Genomic DNA, 17,632 nt, shown 5'->3' on the forward strand with positions numbered 1-17,632 from the left:
CGGCAACATTTCAGCAATGGGACTCAATGTGTAACGCATAAAAAAAGCACCACCCGGTATCGCAACCGGATAGTGCTCTTTAAGGGACAGAAAGACGTACTTCTGTAACCTGACGTCCTGCCACCGGAAAATGGCTTCCGGCGACAAGGGTGCCACATTACATCATGCCGCCCATACCACCCATACCGCCCATGCCACCAGCAGCACCTAAGTCAGGCGCATCGCCTTTAGGCAGGTCGGTGACCATACATTCGGTGGTGATCATCAGACCAGCAACGGAAGCCGCGAATTGCAGCGCAGAACGGGTAACTTTGGTCGGATCCAGGATACCGAAGTCGATCATGTTGCCGTATTCTTCCGTTGCCGCGTTGTAACCGTAGTTACCTTCACCCGCTTTAACGGTATTCGCAACCACAGATGGCTCTTCACCAGCGTTGGAAACGATCTGACGCAGTGGAGCTTCCATCGCGCGCAGCGCAACTTTGATACCCACGTTCTGGTCTTCATTCTGAGCAGTCAGAGAAGCCAGTTTAGCTGCAACGCGAACCAGCGCCACGCCACCACCAGCAACCACGCCTTCTTCTACCGCAGCGCGAGTCGCAGCCAGGGCATCTTCAACACGTGCTTTCTTCTCTTTCATTTCAACTTCAGTTGCTGCGCCAACTTTGATAACGGCTACGCCGCCAGCCAGTTTAGCCACACGCTCTTGCAGTTTTTCTTTGTCGTAATCTGAGGTTGCTTCTTCAACCTGCTGACGGATCTGAGCAACACGGCCCTGGATCGCAGCTTCTTCACCCGTACCATCGATGATGGTGGTGGTGTCTTTGTTGATAACAACGCGTTTTGCCTGACCCAGATCTTCCAGCGTCGCTTTTTCCAGTTCCAGACCGATCTCTTCAGAGATAACGGTACCACCAGTCAGCGTAGCGATATCTTGCAGCATCGCTTTACGACGGTCGCCGAAGCCCGGAGCTTTCACCGCAGCCACTTTCACGATGCCACGCATCGTGTTAACCACCAGCGTTGCCAGCGCTTCGCCTTCAACATCTTCAGCAACGATAACCAGCGGTTTGCCCGCTTTCGCTACGGCTTCCAGTACTGGCAGCATTTCGCGGATGTTGGAGATTTTTTTGTCAGCCAGCAGGATGAACGGGCTTTCCAGTTCTACAGCACCAGTTTCTGGCTTGTTGATGAAGTACGGAGACAGGTAGCCGCGGTCAAACTGCATACCTTCAACCACGTCCAGCTCGTCTTGCAGACCGGTACCTTCTTCAACGGTGATAACACCTTCTTTACCGACTTTATCCATGGCTTCGGCAATCATTTTGCCTACGGTTTCGTCGGAGTTAGCAGAGATGGTACCAACCTGAGCGATAGCTTTAGAGTCAGAGCACGGTACAGACAGTGTTTTCAGCTCTTCAACAGCAGCGATAACAGCTTTATCGATACCGCGCTTCAGATCCATCGGGTTCATGCCCGCTGCAACAGCTTTCAGGCCCTCAGTGATGATTGCCTGCGCCAATACGGTTGCGGTCGTGGTGCCGTCGCCTGCTGCGTCATTCGCTTTAGAGGCAACTTCTTTCACCATCTGTGCGCCCATGTTCTCGAACTTGTCTTCCAGTTCGATTTCACGCGCTACAGATACGCCGTCTTTAGTAATGGTCGGTGCACCGAAGGATTTATCCAAAACTACGTTACGGCCTTTCGGGCCCAGGGTAACCTTCACTGCATCAGCCAGTACATTCACGCCGCGTAGCATTTTTACGCGAGCGTCATTACCGAATTTTACGTCTTTAGCTGCCATGGTGTATTTCCCTTAAATTCGTTCAGTTCAGATGATTACGCGCAATTACGCTTCAACAATTGCCAGAATGTCGCTTTCAGACATGATCAACACTTCTTCGTTATCGATCTTCTCTGCTTTCACGCCATAGCCATCATTGAAAATAACGATGTCGCCCACTTTCACATCCAGCGGCTTCACTTCGCCATTTTCCAGGATACGTCCGTGACCTACGGCCAGAACTTCACCACGGGTAGATTTACCAGCAGCGGAACCAGTCAGTACGATACCGCCAGCAGATTTTGACTCAACTTCTTTGCGCTTGACGATCACGCGGTCATGCAATGGACGAATATTCATTGATAGCTCTCCTTTGAGAAAGTCCATATCGGTTTAGGATAAACGCCGACTATGTTTTCATAACGACTATGTTTTCATAATCGGCCTTGTGGTGTTTTAAGTGGGGGCGTTTAATCGCCCTTCAAGGGAGACAATTCATTTTTTTTGCGTTAGGCGGCTATGTATTACCGATAGCAGATAAAAAATAAGGATTATCAACATGATAATCCTTAGCGATTTTTCAAACTGTCGCGACGTTAGCGGTCATCCCGATCGTCCCGGTGTTCAATATTTCCGCGCCCGCCATCCTTACGCTGGTATTCACCTTCAAAGGTGTTCCCACCGGAAGGCGCTGCACCGGAGCCGGAACCCCAGATGTGCAGGTGAGGCATCAGTTTGAGCGTCAGGCTTTTCTGCACCGGCGGCAGCAATAGCAACAGCCCCAGAAAGTCAGTCAGGAAGCCAGGGATCAGGAGCAGGAAACCTGCCAGCACCAGTGACACACTTTTTACCATTTCAGCAGCAGGGCTTTCGCCTGCCGCCATTTTCTGCTGCATCTGCACCAGCGTTTTCATCCCCTGATTGCGCACCAGCGAGACGCCCAAGCAGGACGTGAAAACTACCAGCAGCAAGGTCATGGCAACACCCAGCACGTCAGCCACGTGAATAAACAGCGATATCTCGATGTAAGCTAAAAGAAAAATCAGTAATAACGGTAACCAGCGCACCCGGTTCTCCTGTGTTTTTTACGCGTACTGTCGTTAATAAGCACGCGTATTAATGAAAACGTGTTAAGCCATCGCGATTGCAAATCCAGATACGTTTTACTCCCAATGGATTAGGCAAAGTACACGCTCTGTTCTGCGATCCGGCATATCATGATTTAGTTAAATGGGTGCGCCTTTGCCTATTTTCAAGCCGCCACTTCACGATTGTTGTTCTAAAATAGTGACTCGTGACTACAATCACAGTTCATTTACCGTAGCGGTAGAGAACGTCAGTATAGTGATCTAAACACCTGTTTTTAACTATCGTAACAACATATCCTCACGGCAATGGATATCTGGTTGGTCAAACATCCCAAGATGATTGCCGATATAAGACGGTTTATCCGAAGCCACACTATTTTTCTGAGATAACTACTTTTCTGAGATAACTGTTTTTCGAGCGATAACCAGCCCACAACGTCTAGTTGCATCACTAGTCGCACAACAGGATAGGCACTCTCATGTCAGAAAACATCCGTATTGAAGAAGACCTGTTAGGCACCCGAGAAGTTCCCGCAGACGCGTATTATGGCGTTCACACGCTACGTGCCGTCGAAAATTTCTATATTAGTAATAATAAAATCAGTGACATTCCTGAGTTCGTGCGCGGTATGGTCATGGTGAAGAAAGCCGCCGCGCTGGCGAACAAAGAGCTGCAAACGATCCCGAAAAAAATCGCCGACATTATTATTCGCGCCTGTGATGACGTGCTGAATAACGGCAAATGCATGGATCAATTCCCGGTAGATGTCTATCAAGGGGGCGCTGGTACGTCGGTCAATATGAATACCAACGAAGTATTAGCCAATATTGGTCTGGAGCTGATGGGCCACCAGAAAGGTGAATACCAGTATCTGAACCCTAACGACCACCTGAATAAATGTCAGTCCACCAATGATGCCTACCCCACCGGATTCCGTATTGCGGTCTACGCGGCCATACTGAAATTGACAGATGCGATAGCGAAGTTGAGCGATGGCTTCGAGCGCAAAGCCAACGAATTCGAAGATGTTCTGAAAATGGGTCGAACCCAGTTACAAGATGCCGTGCCGATGACACTCGGTCAGGAATTTCATGCGTTTAACGTGCTGTTACAGGAAGAGATCAAAAACCTGCTGCGCACAGCGGAACTACTGCTTGAAGTCAATCTGGGGGCCACGGCGATCGGTACGCGTCTGAACACGCCGGACGGCTACCAGCAACTGGCGGTGCAACGTCTGGCGGAAGTCAGCGGCCTGCCGTGCGTGCCGGCAGAAGATTTGATCGAAGCCACGTCAGACTGCGGCGCCTACGTCATGGTGCACAGTTCTCTGAAGCGCCTGGCCGTGAAGCTATCGAAGATCTGTAATGACCTGCGTCTGCTCTCTTCAGGCCCTCGCGCTGGACTGAATGAAATCAACCTGCCGGAGTTACAGGCAGGCTCTTCGATCATGCCCGCAAAAGTTAACCCCGTGGTGCCAGAAGTGGTCAATCAGGTGTGCTTCAAAGTCATCGGCAACGACACCTGCGTCACCATGGCATCGGAAGCCGGGCAATTACAGTTAAACGTGATGGAGCCGGTTATCGGTCAGGCGATGTTTGAATCGACCTACATCCTGACCAATGCCTGCTACAACCTGCTGGAAAAATGCGTCAACGGCATTACTGCCAATAAGAGCGTCTGTGAGGCCTATGTTTTCAATTCCATCGGCATTGTGACGTACCTGAATCCGTTCATCGGCCACCACAATGGCGACATCGTCGGCAGGATCTGTGCGGAAACAGGCAAGAGCGTGCGTGAAGTCGTACTGGAGCGTGGCCTGCTGACAGAAGCTGAGCTGGATGACATTTTCTCCATCCAGAACCTGATGCACCCAGCGTACAAAGCCAAACGCTACACTGATGAAAACGAGCTTCCCTAACACCAACACCTAATACCTACAGGCACGTCCGTTCACGAAGAACGCCGTGCCTTTATTTTTTGCCGTCTACGGCCATAAGAATAAGTTATGAGTTTTTTATTAATTAAGGAGCATAGTCATGCTTGGTCTTGAGTTACTCATCGTTCTGCTCGCCATCTATTTGGGAGCACGACTAGGAGGCATCGGCATTGGTTTCGCCGGTGGCCTAGGGGTGCTGGTACTTACGCTAGGGTTTCAGATAAAGCCCGGCGTAATCCCTTTTGATGTGATTGAAATTATCATGGCCGTTATCGCTGCCATCGCTGCCATGCAGGTGGCGGGCGGAATGGATTATCTGGTCAGCCTGGCGGAGAAACTGCTACGTAAGCACCCGAAATACGTCACCTTCCTCGCGCCGCTGGTCACCTACTTCATGACGATCCTGGCGGGAACCGGGCACACCGCGTTTTCCACCCTGCCCGTTATCGCCGAGGTCGCTAAAGAGCAAGGTATTCGCCCTTCTCGCCCACTCTCCATCGCCGTTGTCGCATCGCAAATAGCGATTACCGCCTCGCCAATCTCTGCGGCGGTGGTGTTTGTCGCCGGCATTCTTGAACCACATGGCGTCAGCTACCTGCTGCTGTTGGGGATCTGCATTCCTACCACCCTGGCAGCGATTATGCTGACGGCGATTGTGACCAACTTCCTGGGTAAAGAGCTGAAAGACGATCCGATTTATCAGGAACGTCTGAAAAAAGGCGAAACTACGCTGCGCGGCAATAGCCAACATGAGATCAAACCGGGGGCAAAGCTGTCCGTGGTGCTATTTTTGATTGGTATCGTTGCTGTCGTTCTGTATGCGACGGCAATCAGCGGCACCGTTGGGCTGATTCAGAACCCGGTTCTGCCACGTAACGAGGCGATTGTGGTTTTCATGCTGACCATCGCTACGCTGATTTGCATCACCTGCAAAATCGACACCTCACGTATTCTCTCCGCCAGCACGTTTAAGTCCGGCATGAGCGCCTGTATCTGCGTGATGGGCGTGGCCTGGCTGGGTGATACCTTTGTTAAAGCGCATATTTCAGATATTCAGGACACCGCTGGTGCGCTGCTGCAAAGCTACCCGTGGATGCTGGCCGTCGTATTGTTCTTCGCTGCCACACTACTTTACTCTCAGGCGGCAACGGCGAAAGCACTGATGCCCGCAGCGCTTCTACTGGGCGTATCTCCGGTCACGGCAGTGGCGTCCTTTGCTGCCGTTTCTGCCTTGTTCGTTCTACCAACCTACCCGACCCTGCTGGCGGCGGTAGAGATGGACGACACCGGCTCAACGCGTATCGGCAAGTTTGTGTTTAACCACTCCTTCCTTATTCCTGGCGTCATAGCCATCACGCTGTCGGTGATATTTGGCTTTATCCTTGGCAGCATCCTGATCTAAAGCTTGCCTTTCAGGCAGCCCCTCGCGGATCGACCTGACGCGTCGATCCGTATCATTTCCTCACGTAAATAAAGCAAGGTATAGTGTGGTTCTGGTTGTCTGGGATTTGTTCATCTGACACGGAGGATATGATGTCTGACCGCCCGCTTTGCGATGCCGTCGTCATATTATGTACCGCACCTGACGACGCCTGTGCGCAGCAACTTGCCAACTCGCTGCTGGAAACGCGGCTTGCCGCCTGCGTCACGCTGTTGCCCGGTGCACGTTCGCTCTACTATTGGAACGGCAAGCTCGAACAGCAATCAGAAGTACAAATGCTGATAAAAAGCGATACCTCACATCAGCAAGCACTGCTGACTCACCTGAAACAACAACACCCTTATGATACGCCAGAGCTGCTCGTCCTGCCGGTATCCAGGGGCGATGGCGATTATCTGACATGGCTCAACGCATCTTTACGCTGATTTTCCTGTTATGGACGGCTGTCGGTACACCGAATGTGGCCGCTTCCTCTTTTGGTCAGAAACTGTTTGGCAACAGTACGACGTCACGGTTTCTGCCCGTCGATGGCGCTTTTGCCTTTGAGTTTCAGCAACAGGGGAACCAGCTTAATCTGCGCTGGGATATCCATCCCGATTACTACCTGTACCGTGCGCAAATCAAGATCGAAGGGAACGACGCCACGCTTGGCAAGGTGGAGTTGCCACAAGGCGAAAGCCATAACGACGAGTTCTTCGGTCAGGTCTTTATTCTACGGGATCGGCTGGAGCTAGCGGTTCCGATTGAACAGGCCGAGAGCGGTGCAACGGTCAAAGTGACCTATCAAGGCTGCGCCGATGCGGGTTTCTGCTATCCGCCGGAAACGCGCATCGTTCCCCTCAGCCAGGTGCTTGCTACCACGAGCAGCGACGCGCCGCTCAATACCCTATCAGACAAGGCAAGACCATTAGACCAGACCGTACCGCCGCAGACCACGCCGATGCCGTTCTCGCCGTGGTGGGCGCTGTTGATTGGCATCGGCGTCGCCTTTACCCCCTGCGTCCTACCGATGTATCCGCTGATTGCCAGTTTGGTGTTGGGTAGAAAAGAACAGCTAACACCGCGCCGCACGCTGCTGCTGTCGATGACCTATGTTCAGGGTATGGCGCTGACCTACACGCTGCTCGGGCTAGTTGTCGCCGCCGCCGGATTACGCTTCCAGGCGGCGCTCCAGCATCCAGCTATCCTGATTGGCCTGTCGGTGATGTTTGCCGCACTAGCGCTGTCCATGTTTGGCCTCTATACGCTCCAACTCCCATCATCGGTACAAACCCGGCTGACAGAGTGGAGTAACCGTCAGCAAGGCGGCTCAGTTACTGGCGTATTCTGTATGGGCGCACTGGCAGGGCTAATTTGCTCCCCCTGCACCACGGCTCCGCTTAGCGCCATCCTGCTTTACATCGCCCAGAGCGGCAACATGCTGGCAGGTGGCGGCACACTTTATCTCTACGCACTTGGCATGGGCTTGCCGCTCATTCTGGTCACGCTGTTCGGCAATAAACTGCTACCACGCAGCGGCCCGTGGATGCAGTACGTTAAGGAAGCGTTTGGTTTCATTATTCTGGCGCTTCCGGTCTTCCTGCTGGAACGCATTCTGGGTGAAACGTGGGGAATGCGGCTGTGGAGCGCACTGGGTATCGCCTTCTTCGGCTGGGCGCTCATGCTGACGCTGCGCAGCAGCAAAGGCTGGATACGTGGCGTACAGCTACTGCTGCTGGCAGGCGTGGTGATCAGCGCCAAACCGCTGCAAGACTGGATATTTCCTCCGGCTGGCGTGGCGCAAGCCCACACATCAGCACTGAACTTCGCTCCTGTCGCTAATATTGCCGATCTCAACAGCGCGCTGGCAAAGAGCGCTCAGCCTGTTATGCTCGATCTTTACGCTGACTGGTGCGTGGCCTGCAAAGAGTTTGAGAAATACACGTTCAGCGACCCGGCGGTGCAAAACCATCTGTCGCGCATCACGCTGCTACAGGCGGATGTCACCGCCAATCGTGAAGAACAGAACGCGCTGCTGAAAAAGCTACAGGTTTTAGGGTTGCCGACCATCGTGTTTTTTGACGCCCAAGGGAAAGAGATCCCCGGCGCGCGCGTCACCGGTTTTATGAACGCTGAACAATTTCAGGCACATTTGCGGAAGTTCAGCCCATAAACGACACTTTCTATTCGATTTTGTGCTTCTGGAGGAGACCTAATGCAACGGGAAGATGTTCTTGAACATGCGCTTACTCTACTGGAGCAGCACGGATTTGCCACAACAACACTGGATATGCTGGCGGAGAAACTGGGGGTTCCTGTAGAGGAACTGACGCCATTCTGGCCGGATCGGGAGGCGCTGCTGTACGACGGCCTGCGCCATCACAGCCAACAGGTCGATACCTGGCGGCGTCAGTTGCTATTAGACGACGAGAAAAGCATCGAGCAGAAGCTGCTGGCGCGCTATCAGGTACTGCATGAGTCGGTGAACAAACAGCGTTATCCTGGCTGCTTGTTTATCGCCGCGTGCAGCTTCTTCCCTGATATCAATCACCCTATCCACCAAATTGCAGAACAGCAGAAGCAGGCTTCTTACCGCTACACCCGAGATTTGCTGGAAGAGCTGGAAACCGACGATCCCGAGATGGTAGCACAACAGATGGAACTGATTCTGGAAGGCTGCCTAAGCAACCTGCTGGTCAAGCATCAGGCCGCCAGCATCGCCACCGCCCAACGGCTGGCAGAAGATGTATTACGCTTCGCGCTGTGCCGCAAGGGTGGGGCGTTGACCTAAGCGAGCATTCCGACCCAGGCTGAAACGAACAGACACAGCGCCATCAGGCGCTGAAAGCGCACCATTGCAACGGTGGTGCGAAACACCCTATTCACGGCCTTCCCCAGCCATGCCCAGCACACCAAACACGCCATAGAGATAATCAAGAACCACAGCGCCATTATCGATACATCCCGCAACACGCGATCCCCCGCAGGGGTGAACAGGCTGACGACGGCCAATGCCATCATCCACGTTTTCGGGTTAATCACCTGTAACAATGCCGCGGCGCGCGCCGTAAAACGGTTGTGCGATTTGCCAGAGAGATTAGCCGCTGGCGCTCTGAATAACTGCCAGCTCATCCAGCTTAGCCACAGCACACCCGCCCAGCTCATCACCTGACGTATGACCGGATACTGACGCAGTATTTCCCCCGCACCAGCCCCTGAAATCAGTACGATAGCACTTGCTGCCACACAGGCACCGACCACCGCAGGTAGCGTATTTCTCACGCCATAGCGCTGGCTGTTGGTCAGAATCAGGATATTAGTTGGCCCCGGCGTTATCGAGGCAATAAACGCAAACAGCAGAAACGGCATCAAATTCACAGGTCACTCCTTTTTTAAGAGCCTTGACTGTGCCGCTATCTTCTGGAAACGTCTGGAAGGTTTGTGCATAACCGACGGTAATGGGCAGGCGAGATCCGATATGCCCGCTGAAACCAGCGACCAAGATGGCTTTGATCGGAGAAACCCAGGGCCGCAGCCACATCGGCAGGCTGATCGCCGTATGCCAGTAACTGCCGTGCTTTCGCCAAACGAAGTTGGATAAGCCAGGCGTGCGGAGCCAGATGAAATTCACGTTTAAAGCAGCGCGTCAACGTGAAGCGATCGGTGCCCGTCTCCCGGGCGAGGTCAGACAGGCCGATATTTTCGCCCACATGCGCATAAAGATAATCGCGTGCGCGATGAGCCACTGCTGTGCTTTGCAACTGTGATGGTAGCTTTTTTCGCCAGTGGCAATGCGCAGTGATCTGCAAGAGCAGATTATCCATGGTGCTCTGCTGCACAATTTTCATCTCATCGTTGTGAAGCGTGGTGAACGTATCGCCAATCGAACGAACCAACTGTGGCTCGCGAGTCAGTGTTTGCGCAAAATGGAGTGAGTAACTTCCGGGAGTGGACTCATGCAAGCCGTGCAGCGCATTGGTCAGCCACTGCTCGTCAAGATAAAACGTCAGATAGGTAAACCCGCCATCGACCGGCGCATCACTGTCGTGAATTTCACCCGGTTCCAGCAAAAATGCGTCACCTGGACGACTACGATGCCGCTCACGGCGGCAGTGAAACTGCTGCGTGCCGGAAAGGGTCACCCCCACGAGGTAGCTGTCGTGCCAGTGTGGATCGTAGGCATGCCCCTCAAAGTGCGCCTTGATCGTTTCAATCCCCGTATCTGCATGCTGACGTAGCTCAAGCCAGTCTTTCGCCATATCGCTCCCCTCTTTTCGCTATCAGCATTGCCACTTCATACGCATCTATCTGGAAGATTTGTGCAAAATCGACATCCCGCCGTCAGATTGCCGTAAAGTTAAGCAGTTGAACAGCTTTTCCCTAAATAGGGTTGACGATCATACGGGATTAAGGTTTAATGCGCCCCGTTGCCCGGATAGCTCAGTCGGTAGAGCAGAGGATTGAAAATCCTCGTGTCCTTGGTTCGATTCCGAGTCCGGGCACCACCTTTCCTTTTTTATGCTTCCTTATCAATCCCTATGTTGTTGCGATTCAATAAGTTGGCGTGAAAATCTTTTCCGATGCGTTTTGATTTATCCCTTCGTATCGGGGAATTTGTGGGTCAGATTGTGGGTCATTCAGTTCGATGAACGGGAGTGACCCTCACATGTTAACTGACAGCAAAGTCCGATCCGCGAAACCTCTCGCAAAATCTTACAAACTCACTGACTCGCAAGGCCTGTACCTCACGGTATCCACCAGCGGCGCTAAGCTATGGTATTTCCGCTATCGCCTCGGCGGTAAAGAGAACCGTCTGGCCTTTGGTCCCTAGGTAAAACGATCGCCGATATCAAAAGCGAAATCATCAATCACGATCCGGAACGGGCCATCCGGAAAGCCAATGCCCCCGTCGTAAGAAATACCAAATCTTTGCCATGAATATGAAACTGGTGAAGGTCGTCGTTGCCCCAGCCCAGCACGATCTGGAAAATGAAGTGAAGCGCGGCCAGTGGCGTATCATCTGCGATTCTCAGCCGACGCCAGACCATGGGGCTGACACCACGAACCGCGATTTTGATGACGTAGATCTTCATAGGCAGGCGACCCATTTGATGATTGCCCCACACTTTTTCATGCTCCCCCTATAGGTGCGCGATTTCCTAAATTTCTGGTTGTTATGAGAAAGGTGAGGCTGCCGTATCCGCCAGAAAGGCTCCCTTATGAGCAGGATAAGGCGGTTCATGCAGTCGGGATCAAACCGGTTCATGCTCAGGCACCGGTAAATCCAGTCTACTAAACCTCCTTTGTAACAGGATGGGGTAAACGGCCCCCCTTAAGGAGGTCCCATTATGGCGCTATATGGCTGTATACGTTCTGGTCGTGAAAAACGCCGTTAAGTAACTCAGCCTTCCGCATTTTGCCTTCCAGGACAAAACCGCAGCGTCGGGCGACTTCATTACTTTTTGTGTTACTGACGGAGCATTTTATTACGAACCGACTTATTAATTTACGGTCCGAATAATATTTCACCAACGCGTTCAGGGCTCTGGTTATTACCCCCTGACCCTGCACCCTCATATCGAGCCAGTATCCGATATATGAGGTTTTATTGGCACTATCGATACTGTTAAATGACAGTAAGCCCACAGCCGCATCTTTGAACAATATAACATATGTTTTTCCTTCATTTTTCTGATGAGCTAACAGGCAGGCGTCAAGAAAGCCGGACTCATCATCTGCTGTTTTAACAAACTGGGGCCATGCCATATATTTGCTGAATTCCTCCCGGTTGTTACCAACCACGCTGAAAAGCTCTACGGCAAAGCGGGAGGAGGCAGGCACCAGCTGTATGTTTTCATCAACGCAAAGGGTCTGTTCGCCATGCATAAGATCGAGCATGTCAGAAGGTAAAGCTGGCGACGGGAGCCTTGCCGTGATGATTTCTTTGTTCAGCAAAGCATAAACCGGAGGCCTGGTTCGGGTCCATTCGTTAGCCGTCTGTAAATCATATGCTCCGCAGCCGCGGATAATAAATAACTGGTTGTCATCAAGATGAAGCGGGCCTCTGGGGAAAAGGCTGTCGTTCTCAAAGCAGTTAAAACCGGCCAGTATCTGACCCGTATCATCTGGGATGCGCTTATTGTTACCTAACGGCAAAAGAGAATGATGCCAGTTATGCACGGAAGGTATCCAGTTGATCCCAAGGTTTGTCTGAATAACCTGTGAGTCGTAGCGGTTTTTCACACTCAGAGTTTTCCCGACCGCATATCCATGATCTTCACTGAGAGTTCTTCCGGGTTCGAAAACGAGTTTCCACTTTTCAGGTAAAGCAGGATCATACTCAGACAGAACGCTGAAAATGTCCCTAAAAAAAGCTGAAGGCTGAACTGTCGGTACATCCACTACCGGTGAAAAGGAGTCTGCCGGGAATCCGCTCCCCATATCGAGGTGGCCTCCCTCAGGCATGTTTTTTACCAGAAACGGCAGCCAGTCTCTGAGGCTGTCAGTGACTTTAGAAGGGTTCTCAAGATTCGATCCGGTATGCAGGTGAAATCCTCTGAGGCTGATATCCGGACAGGATGTCAGGAGAGGGACTATTTCATCCCAGAACTCTTCAGCGGTTACACCGAAGCGGGAACGCTGTGTGTCACTGTAGAAATGCGACAGCCTTACTCCAACGCCGATTTTCTGGTTGTGACCGGACAGTAAACGGATGATTTCACTTAACTCATGAGCACTGTCGACATGGATAAGAGCTCCCTTATCTAGTGCTATGGAAAGATCCTCTGAGTTTTTGTAGGGGCCGTCCAGGATGATCCGATCGCCGGTAAAGCCGGCCTTAATGGCTAGCTTAAACTCGTCTGCTGAGCAGACTTCTGCACTTAATCCCTCTTCAGCAATCAGGCGCAGAAATATCCCCAGAGAACAGGACTTAACCGAAACCGCAATAACGGCATCCGGAAAATACTCTTTACAGGCCGCGGTCAGATGTCGAGCTCGTTCTAGGGCTGCATCGGCATCAAAAATAAAAAAAGGCCGTTCTGAGTGGGACGGGCGCGCAGCAATCGCTTCAGCCACCGAAATGATGCTCGGGTCAACTATTTTTTGCGCCATAACTGTATGGTTACCCCCTGATAGTTGCGTTGATCGTTGAGAGGTTCACGAATAGCAAGATACCGCTCATAAAAGGCGTTCTGAGTGGTTTCGTCCAGATGACGGGTATATTCGTTCTCAGCGGTTACATAACTCAGCAGGTTTTTCTTAAGTTCATCCCTAGGCTGCGATGACAACTCGTGGTTTTTTTCGTGATATAATTCAAGATCCGCACTGGCAAAAAAATCCTGCCAGTACTGCAGAGTCCATTCGGGATCGGGCCTGAAACCTATCGCATTGTAAACTCCGTTAATGATTTCTTCGCTGGGGGGGGTTCTGTAATAAAAATTTGACGTGCAGATAATGCCTTCCGGTTTCAGCACACGGACAACCTCAGCCAGCGCTTTTTCTCTGTCTTGAATAAACGCGAAGTTACATCCACCGAGAATATGCGTAAAAGTGTCATTGCTGAAAGGAAGACTGCATGCGTCAGACACCTGATAGCGTAATTTATCCTCTGCGCCCAGCGCGGCTGCTTTTTCACGTGCAGTGCTGATAGCCATTTCAGAAATATCAATTCCTTCAGCAGAAGAACCCGTCTTGCTGAAACAGTATCGGGAGCTGTAACCGGTTGAACAGGCAAGATCCAGCAGGACCGAGTGATTGCTGAGACCTGCATGTTCAATCCAGTAATTAACGGTGTAGGCACTGCCTGGTGGCGTATTATCCTGCTTCATTAACGCCACAAAGTCCGGATAGCTCATGGAGCGGAGATATTCAGGGGTAATGACTTTATCATCATGTTCAATCATATAACTTCCTCATTGTTTTGTTTCTTTATCACGGATAACCAGCGAAGGACTACCAGACCACAGAGAAAAAAGGCAACGGTCGGTAATATCAGGTAACTGACTGGAGGTATTCTTTCAGGAAGAAATGAAATAATACTCAGTACGATGACTGAAAAAATGCGGCTACTGAATGATACCGCGCCGACAATGCCTGAAATATAAGCAGCCTGCTGGTCGTTCAGCTCGGAAAAGAAAAGACTCTTTGCGCCAATCGGTACGGTGCAGATAAAGCCATGTATCAGGGAAAACGCGATGACGGCCAGAAAGGTCTGCCCGGCAGTGACCAGTCCATATAAAGCAATGCACATAACCGAAGAGATAAATGAGAAGTGCTTTATCAGTTTTGTATATTTCTGATCGGACACATGATGCCGAGACATAATTGAGTTAGCGATATACTGCGATGAGAATGCGCCTATGTGACAGAGCATAAGGACCAGCAATTGTGCGGTATCCATGTGCCCGTGGCCTTGCCTGGAAAGTATGATTGGTTGCCAGAAATGAAAAATGATCTGGATACCGGCACCGAAAAAACAGGTCAGGAGAATAAACTGAGAACCGCCCGCTGTATTTTTAAAGATCCATAATGTTTCCTGCGCATTCTGAACAAAACTTTTCTTTTTATGACCTTCGTTTAACACACTGTCTTTTTCAGGGATGATTATAAAGGTAAGTGTAATGACCACCATCATCAACCCCGAAATTATATAGCCCGTAGCGTAATTTCCCGAAAAGTAAATCGTGGCAATGCCGGCTATGCCTGTGATGACGCTTCCGAAGGAGTTAACCTTCTGGCAAAGATGAGCATAATATGAAAATAAGTCACTCTCATTTTCAAGAGAATGGTATACCCATCCGTTAATTGCCCCGGTGATCAGGCAGATGCCTGCTGCATATACAACCTCAGAAAGGGCGAGGTAAACCATATCCGGCGACTGCAGGCAAAGGGGATAGAATAAAGCCGTGAGAACAACCCCCGCCACGACAGAGTATTTTCTGTGATATTTGTCCGCCAGTACAGCACACGGAAAATCGAGAGCTAGAATTGTTACTGAAAAAATCACCTGCAGCATTGCAAGCTGTGGCAGACTGACACCGGTAGATAACAAAAATATAGCGTGATAAACACCTATCAGCATACGAACGGCATTATATGAACCGTAAGTGACTGACAGAGTTTTCGGGATGTTCATGAAAGTTCACCGCAGACTATACACTTTGCATTTTTCGTAAGAGGCCTTTCCTCGATAAAAAGTCGATCGCTCCAGATCCCTACGCGCCGATTGACTGAAAGAGGCTGCCCGTAGCCACCTAGAAACTTTAAAACATCGTTTGCGCACAGCGCAGAAGTGAGGGCATTCACTGGCGGAAAGGTTGCCACCTTGAAATTGTTATTAATTGCCCTGCAAGCTTCTTCTATTCTTTTGTCCTTTGTTTCAGGCAGATCGCCCACAGTGGAATGGCAGGCATAACAGCCGGTTTCTCCCGGTATATATAGCGGGCCGAAAACGGCAATGTCATTAACATAACCCGCATTGATGTATGCCTGACCGTTTTTAACGCACCACTCATTTAACCATGGCACAAGATAATAAGGCTCGTCAGCTGAAATGATCCAGATATCGGCTTTTGGCAGCCGCGATATGTCTGATTTAGCTCCGATGGTCATTTGTATTTCAGAAATAACTGTGCTGCTGTTTCTTTTTTTCAGTTCTCGCATAAGCACGGACGTTTTAGGGCAGCCAATGTCACCCTCGGTAAATAAAATTTGACGGGTGAGGTTCGTCATTTCAACCTCATCATTATCAACTAGAATAATTTCACCTACACCTGATGTGGCCATTATTGTCGAAACATGATTTCCTACCCCTCCGCATCCTAAAATAAGAACTTTCTTTTCCGATAGCCTGTTCTGTATAACCTCAGGATCGACACCATAACTCTGATAGTGCAGGTGATTGCGGGAATATCGATTCAGGAAAATATTATCCGAGGTTTCAGCAGGCATCAGAAAGTAATTTGATATAAGGAAGTCGAATGCGCGATCAAACACCTCTTTACTCATCCGCTCGGCAACGTGCTCGTATGCTTCAGCTACGGTTTTTTTTTCAGTCCACTGTGAAGCAGCCAGAACAAGGTTTTCCCAGTACGTTCTGTCAGTGATGATATGCTGTTTTGAGCCGGCACCAAATATTGCATCATTCGGACGTAAAAGCACCCGTGTATATTTCCCTAATAAATATTTCTGCTCCATGTGTCCCTCTCAATCAAAGAATATGGACGCCCTCCACAATTATGTTAGAGGGCGGTTTTTTTCACTAATTAGTTATTAGTTGTATGTTCCATGGGATCCTCCTTAATAGTCTTAATTTATTAAATTGCCACCTATGTGACCCAATAATCATTGAATATCTGTCGGCTTTTGTAAATGAGAATGATACTTATTCCGTGATCTTTATCTCAAAATAAATTTAACTATAACCTTTTGTTACTTTTATTCTGTAGTGTGATTTTTCATTTTGTGGTGTGATTTTTCATTCTGTGGTGTAGTTTTTAATTATTGTTGATATATGGTTTAATTAAGTTGGGTAATAATTAATTTTATGTAAAAACATTCTAAAATATATATTCCCTTTAGTAGGATTTTTCGAGAATTTTCTGATTGTCAATTAAATCTGGTGAACCCCGACTTTGCCGGGGAACTCCGAAAGGTTTGACCTTTAAGTCAGTCATGCAAATCTGAAATCTCCGCTAAGAGATGAGAATTCGTGATGAAAGACTATCAGGGCTTAAGCTATATGAAATAGGATTGTAAATATCACGCGGTTTATATCCCCAAACGCTGAAGCAGCGCTTAACCCACTGGTCACCGTACTTTCCAACCCACCTGCACCTTGACTGACCAGAGACATTTCTGACCAGGGATTGCCTCCAGGAGCCATGTACGTGGATACCACTGCATCAGGAATAAAGTGGGATACCTTGACGGACGTTCGAATGGTACAGCCGAATTTCGTGCAGAATAGCCAGTAACAGATGCCACTGACGCGCCATCTTATACACCCTGGTGAAATAGCACTGGCAACAATTTGCGCAGTGTTAACGGCAGCAATCGCAGCAGGCTCACACGCGGTCGTGAGCATAATGCCAACTGCAATCGGCCGTAACCGGGTTCTCCATCGACTCATGGTCGTCCCCCTTCCTGCATTTTATACTCAAGTGCTTTGGCAACATCAGCCGTGCCGTACACCACGTCACGCTCGTCAAAAACAACAGCGGGATATTTTTGCACGCCAATTTCCCATGCATGCACCACACCACGATAGGCAGTTTGCAGGTCATTCTCATGCTGTTGCCACTGTGGAGAACGCATGACAGCCTGAGCCTGTGCTGCCGCTTGTTCCATTGACGCTGGAAACTCGCCAAACGCGGAGCGTTGCAACCGTTCTGGCGCATCCAGC

16 protein-coding genes, 1 tRNA gene and 2 pseudogenes are annotated in these 17,632 nt (G+C 50.3%); 7 read left to right on the forward strand and 12 right to left on the reverse strand.

Features of this window, described 5'->3' with window-relative positions; all coding sequences use genetic code 11:
- Positions 1–157: 157 nt before the first annotated feature.
- From groL to A8F97_RS15340, 3 genes are all read right to left on the reverse strand, one after another.
- Positions 158–1,804 carry a chaperonin GroEL gene (gene groL, locus A8F97_RS15330; protein ID WP_005971297.1) on the reverse strand — a complete coding sequence of 549 codons (1,647 nt, stop codon included), beginning with the start codon at positions 1,802–1,804 and terminating at the stop codon, positions 158–160.
- Between the two features lie 45 nt (positions 1,805–1,849).
- Complete coding sequence (locus A8F97_RS15335; protein ID WP_005971295.1) at positions 1,850–2,143, reverse strand: co-chaperone GroES; 294 nt, start codon at positions 2,141–2,143, stop codon at positions 1,850–1,852.
- 236 nt (positions 2,144–2,379) lie between these two features.
- Complete coding sequence (locus A8F97_RS15340) at positions 2,380–2,850, reverse strand: FxsA family protein (protein WP_014698701.1); 471 nt, start codon at positions 2,848–2,850, stop codon at positions 2,380–2,382.
- A 500-nt stretch (positions 2,851–3,350) separates the two neighbouring features.
- Here A8F97_RS15340 and aspA point away from each other — a divergent pair, with 500 nt between their 5' ends.
- The 5 genes from aspA to A8F97_RS15365 all read left to right on the forward strand — a co-directional run bounded on the left by aspA (position 3,351) and on the right by A8F97_RS15365 (position 9,019).
- Positions 3,351–4,790 (forward strand): aspartate ammonia-lyase, encoded by a 1,440-nt coding sequence (aspA, locus tag A8F97_RS15345; RefSeq protein WP_012822479.1) that lies wholly within the window; start codon positions 3,351–3,353, stop codon positions 4,788–4,790.
- 118 nt (positions 4,791–4,908) lie between these two features.
- Positions 4,909–6,210: an anaerobic C4-dicarboxylate transporter gene (locus A8F97_RS15350; protein ID WP_033070874.1), complete on the forward strand. Its 1,302-nt coding sequence runs from the start codon at positions 4,909–4,911 to the stop codon at positions 6,208–6,210.
- A 131-nt stretch (positions 6,211–6,341) separates the two neighbouring features.
- Entirely contained in the window at positions 6,342–6,674 is a 333-nt protein-coding gene (cutA, locus tag A8F97_RS15355) for a divalent cation tolerance protein CutA (protein ID WP_012822477.1), read from the forward strand.
- Positions 6,650–8,401, forward strand: a complete 1,752-nt coding sequence (locus A8F97_RS15360) for a protein-disulfide reductase DsbD (RefSeq protein ID WP_025919587.1) — start codon at positions 6,650–6,652, stop codon at positions 8,399–8,401. The genes cutA and A8F97_RS15360 overlap by 25 nt, the downstream gene beginning before the upstream one ends.
- A 42-nt stretch (positions 8,402–8,443) precedes the next feature.
- Positions 8,444–9,019, forward strand: coding sequence for a transcriptional regulator (locus A8F97_RS15365; protein WP_012822475.1), 576 nt, complete (start codon positions 8,444–8,446; stop codon positions 9,017–9,019).
- Here A8F97_RS15365 and A8F97_RS15370 read toward each other — a convergent pair.
- The gene (locus A8F97_RS15370) at positions 9,016–9,606 is read right to left on the reverse strand and encodes a LysE family translocator (RefSeq protein WP_012822474.1); all 591 of its coding nucleotides are present in this window, start codon (positions 9,604–9,606) and stop codon (positions 9,016–9,018) included. The genes A8F97_RS15365 and A8F97_RS15370 overlap by 4 nt on opposite strands.
- A gap of 35 nt (positions 9,607–9,641) precedes the next feature.
- Positions 9,642–10,487, reverse strand: a complete 846-nt coding sequence (locus tag A8F97_RS15375; protein WP_033070873.1) for an AraC family transcriptional regulator — start codon at positions 10,485–10,487, stop codon at positions 9,642–9,644.
- A gap of 170 nt (positions 10,488–10,657) precedes the next feature.
- On the opposite strand from A8F97_RS15375, the gene A8F97_RS15380 reads away from it, so the two are divergent.
- Together A8F97_RS15380 and A8F97_RS15385 are read left to right on the forward strand one after the other, a co-directional pair.
- Positions 10,658–10,733, forward strand: a tRNA-Phe gene (locus tag A8F97_RS15380).
- A 161-nt stretch (positions 10,734–10,894) separates the two neighbouring features.
- Positions 10,895–11,056: pseudogene (locus A8F97_RS15385) on the forward strand (Arm DNA-binding domain-containing protein); the annotation flags it as partial.
- 40 nt (positions 11,057–11,096) lie between these two features.
- On the opposite strand, the gene A8F97_RS15390 reads toward A8F97_RS15385, so the two are convergent.
- The 7 genes and pseudogenes from A8F97_RS15390 to A8F97_RS15420 all read right to left on the reverse strand — a co-directional run bounded on the left by A8F97_RS15390 (position 11,097) and on the right by A8F97_RS15420 (position 17,613).
- A complete protein-coding gene (locus A8F97_RS15390) occupies positions 11,097–11,321 on the reverse strand; it encodes a plasmid pRiA4b ORF-3 family protein (RefSeq protein ID WP_227001559.1) in 225 nt (74 codons plus the stop codon).
- A 253-nt stretch (positions 11,322–11,574) separates the two neighbouring features.
- The gene (locus A8F97_RS15395) at positions 11,575–13,341 is read right to left on the reverse strand and encodes a GNAT family N-acetyltransferase (protein WP_033070871.1); all 1,767 of its coding nucleotides are present in this window, start codon (positions 13,339–13,341) and stop codon (positions 11,575–11,577) included.
- Positions 13,326–14,132: a class I SAM-dependent methyltransferase gene (locus A8F97_RS15400; protein ID WP_012822361.1), complete on the reverse strand. Its 807-nt coding sequence runs from the start codon at positions 14,130–14,132 to the stop codon at positions 13,326–13,328. Before A8F97_RS15400 ends, A8F97_RS15395 begins: the two co-directional genes overlap by 16 nt.
- On the reverse strand, positions 14,129–15,364 hold the full coding sequence (locus tag A8F97_RS15405) for an MFS transporter (protein WP_012822360.1): 1,236 nt from the start codon (positions 15,362–15,364) through the stop codon (positions 14,129–14,131). Before A8F97_RS15405 ends, A8F97_RS15400 begins: the two co-directional genes overlap by 4 nt.
- Positions 15,361–16,425 (reverse strand): HesA/MoeB/ThiF family protein, encoded by a 1,065-nt coding sequence (locus A8F97_RS15410; protein WP_012822359.1) that lies wholly within the window; start codon positions 16,423–16,425, stop codon positions 15,361–15,363. The genes A8F97_RS15405 and A8F97_RS15410 overlap by 4 nt, the downstream gene beginning before the upstream one ends.
- A gap of 565 nt (positions 16,426–16,990) precedes the next feature.
- Positions 16,991–17,359 (reverse strand): annotated as a pseudogene (locus A8F97_RS15415) (TraU family protein); the annotation flags it as partial.
- A complete protein-coding gene (locus tag A8F97_RS15420; protein WP_050512607.1) occupies positions 17,356–17,613 on the reverse strand; it encodes a TIGR03757 family integrating conjugative element protein in 258 nt (85 codons plus the stop codon). The gene A8F97_RS15420 and the pseudogene A8F97_RS15415, both read right to left, overlap by 4 nt.
- Positions 17,614–17,632 lie beyond the last annotated feature (19 nt).

It is taken from the genome of Pectobacterium parmentieri, from assembly GCF_001742145.1.
Lineage (GTDB): Bacteria > Pseudomonadota > Gammaproteobacteria > Enterobacterales > Enterobacteriaceae > Pectobacterium > Pectobacterium parmentieri.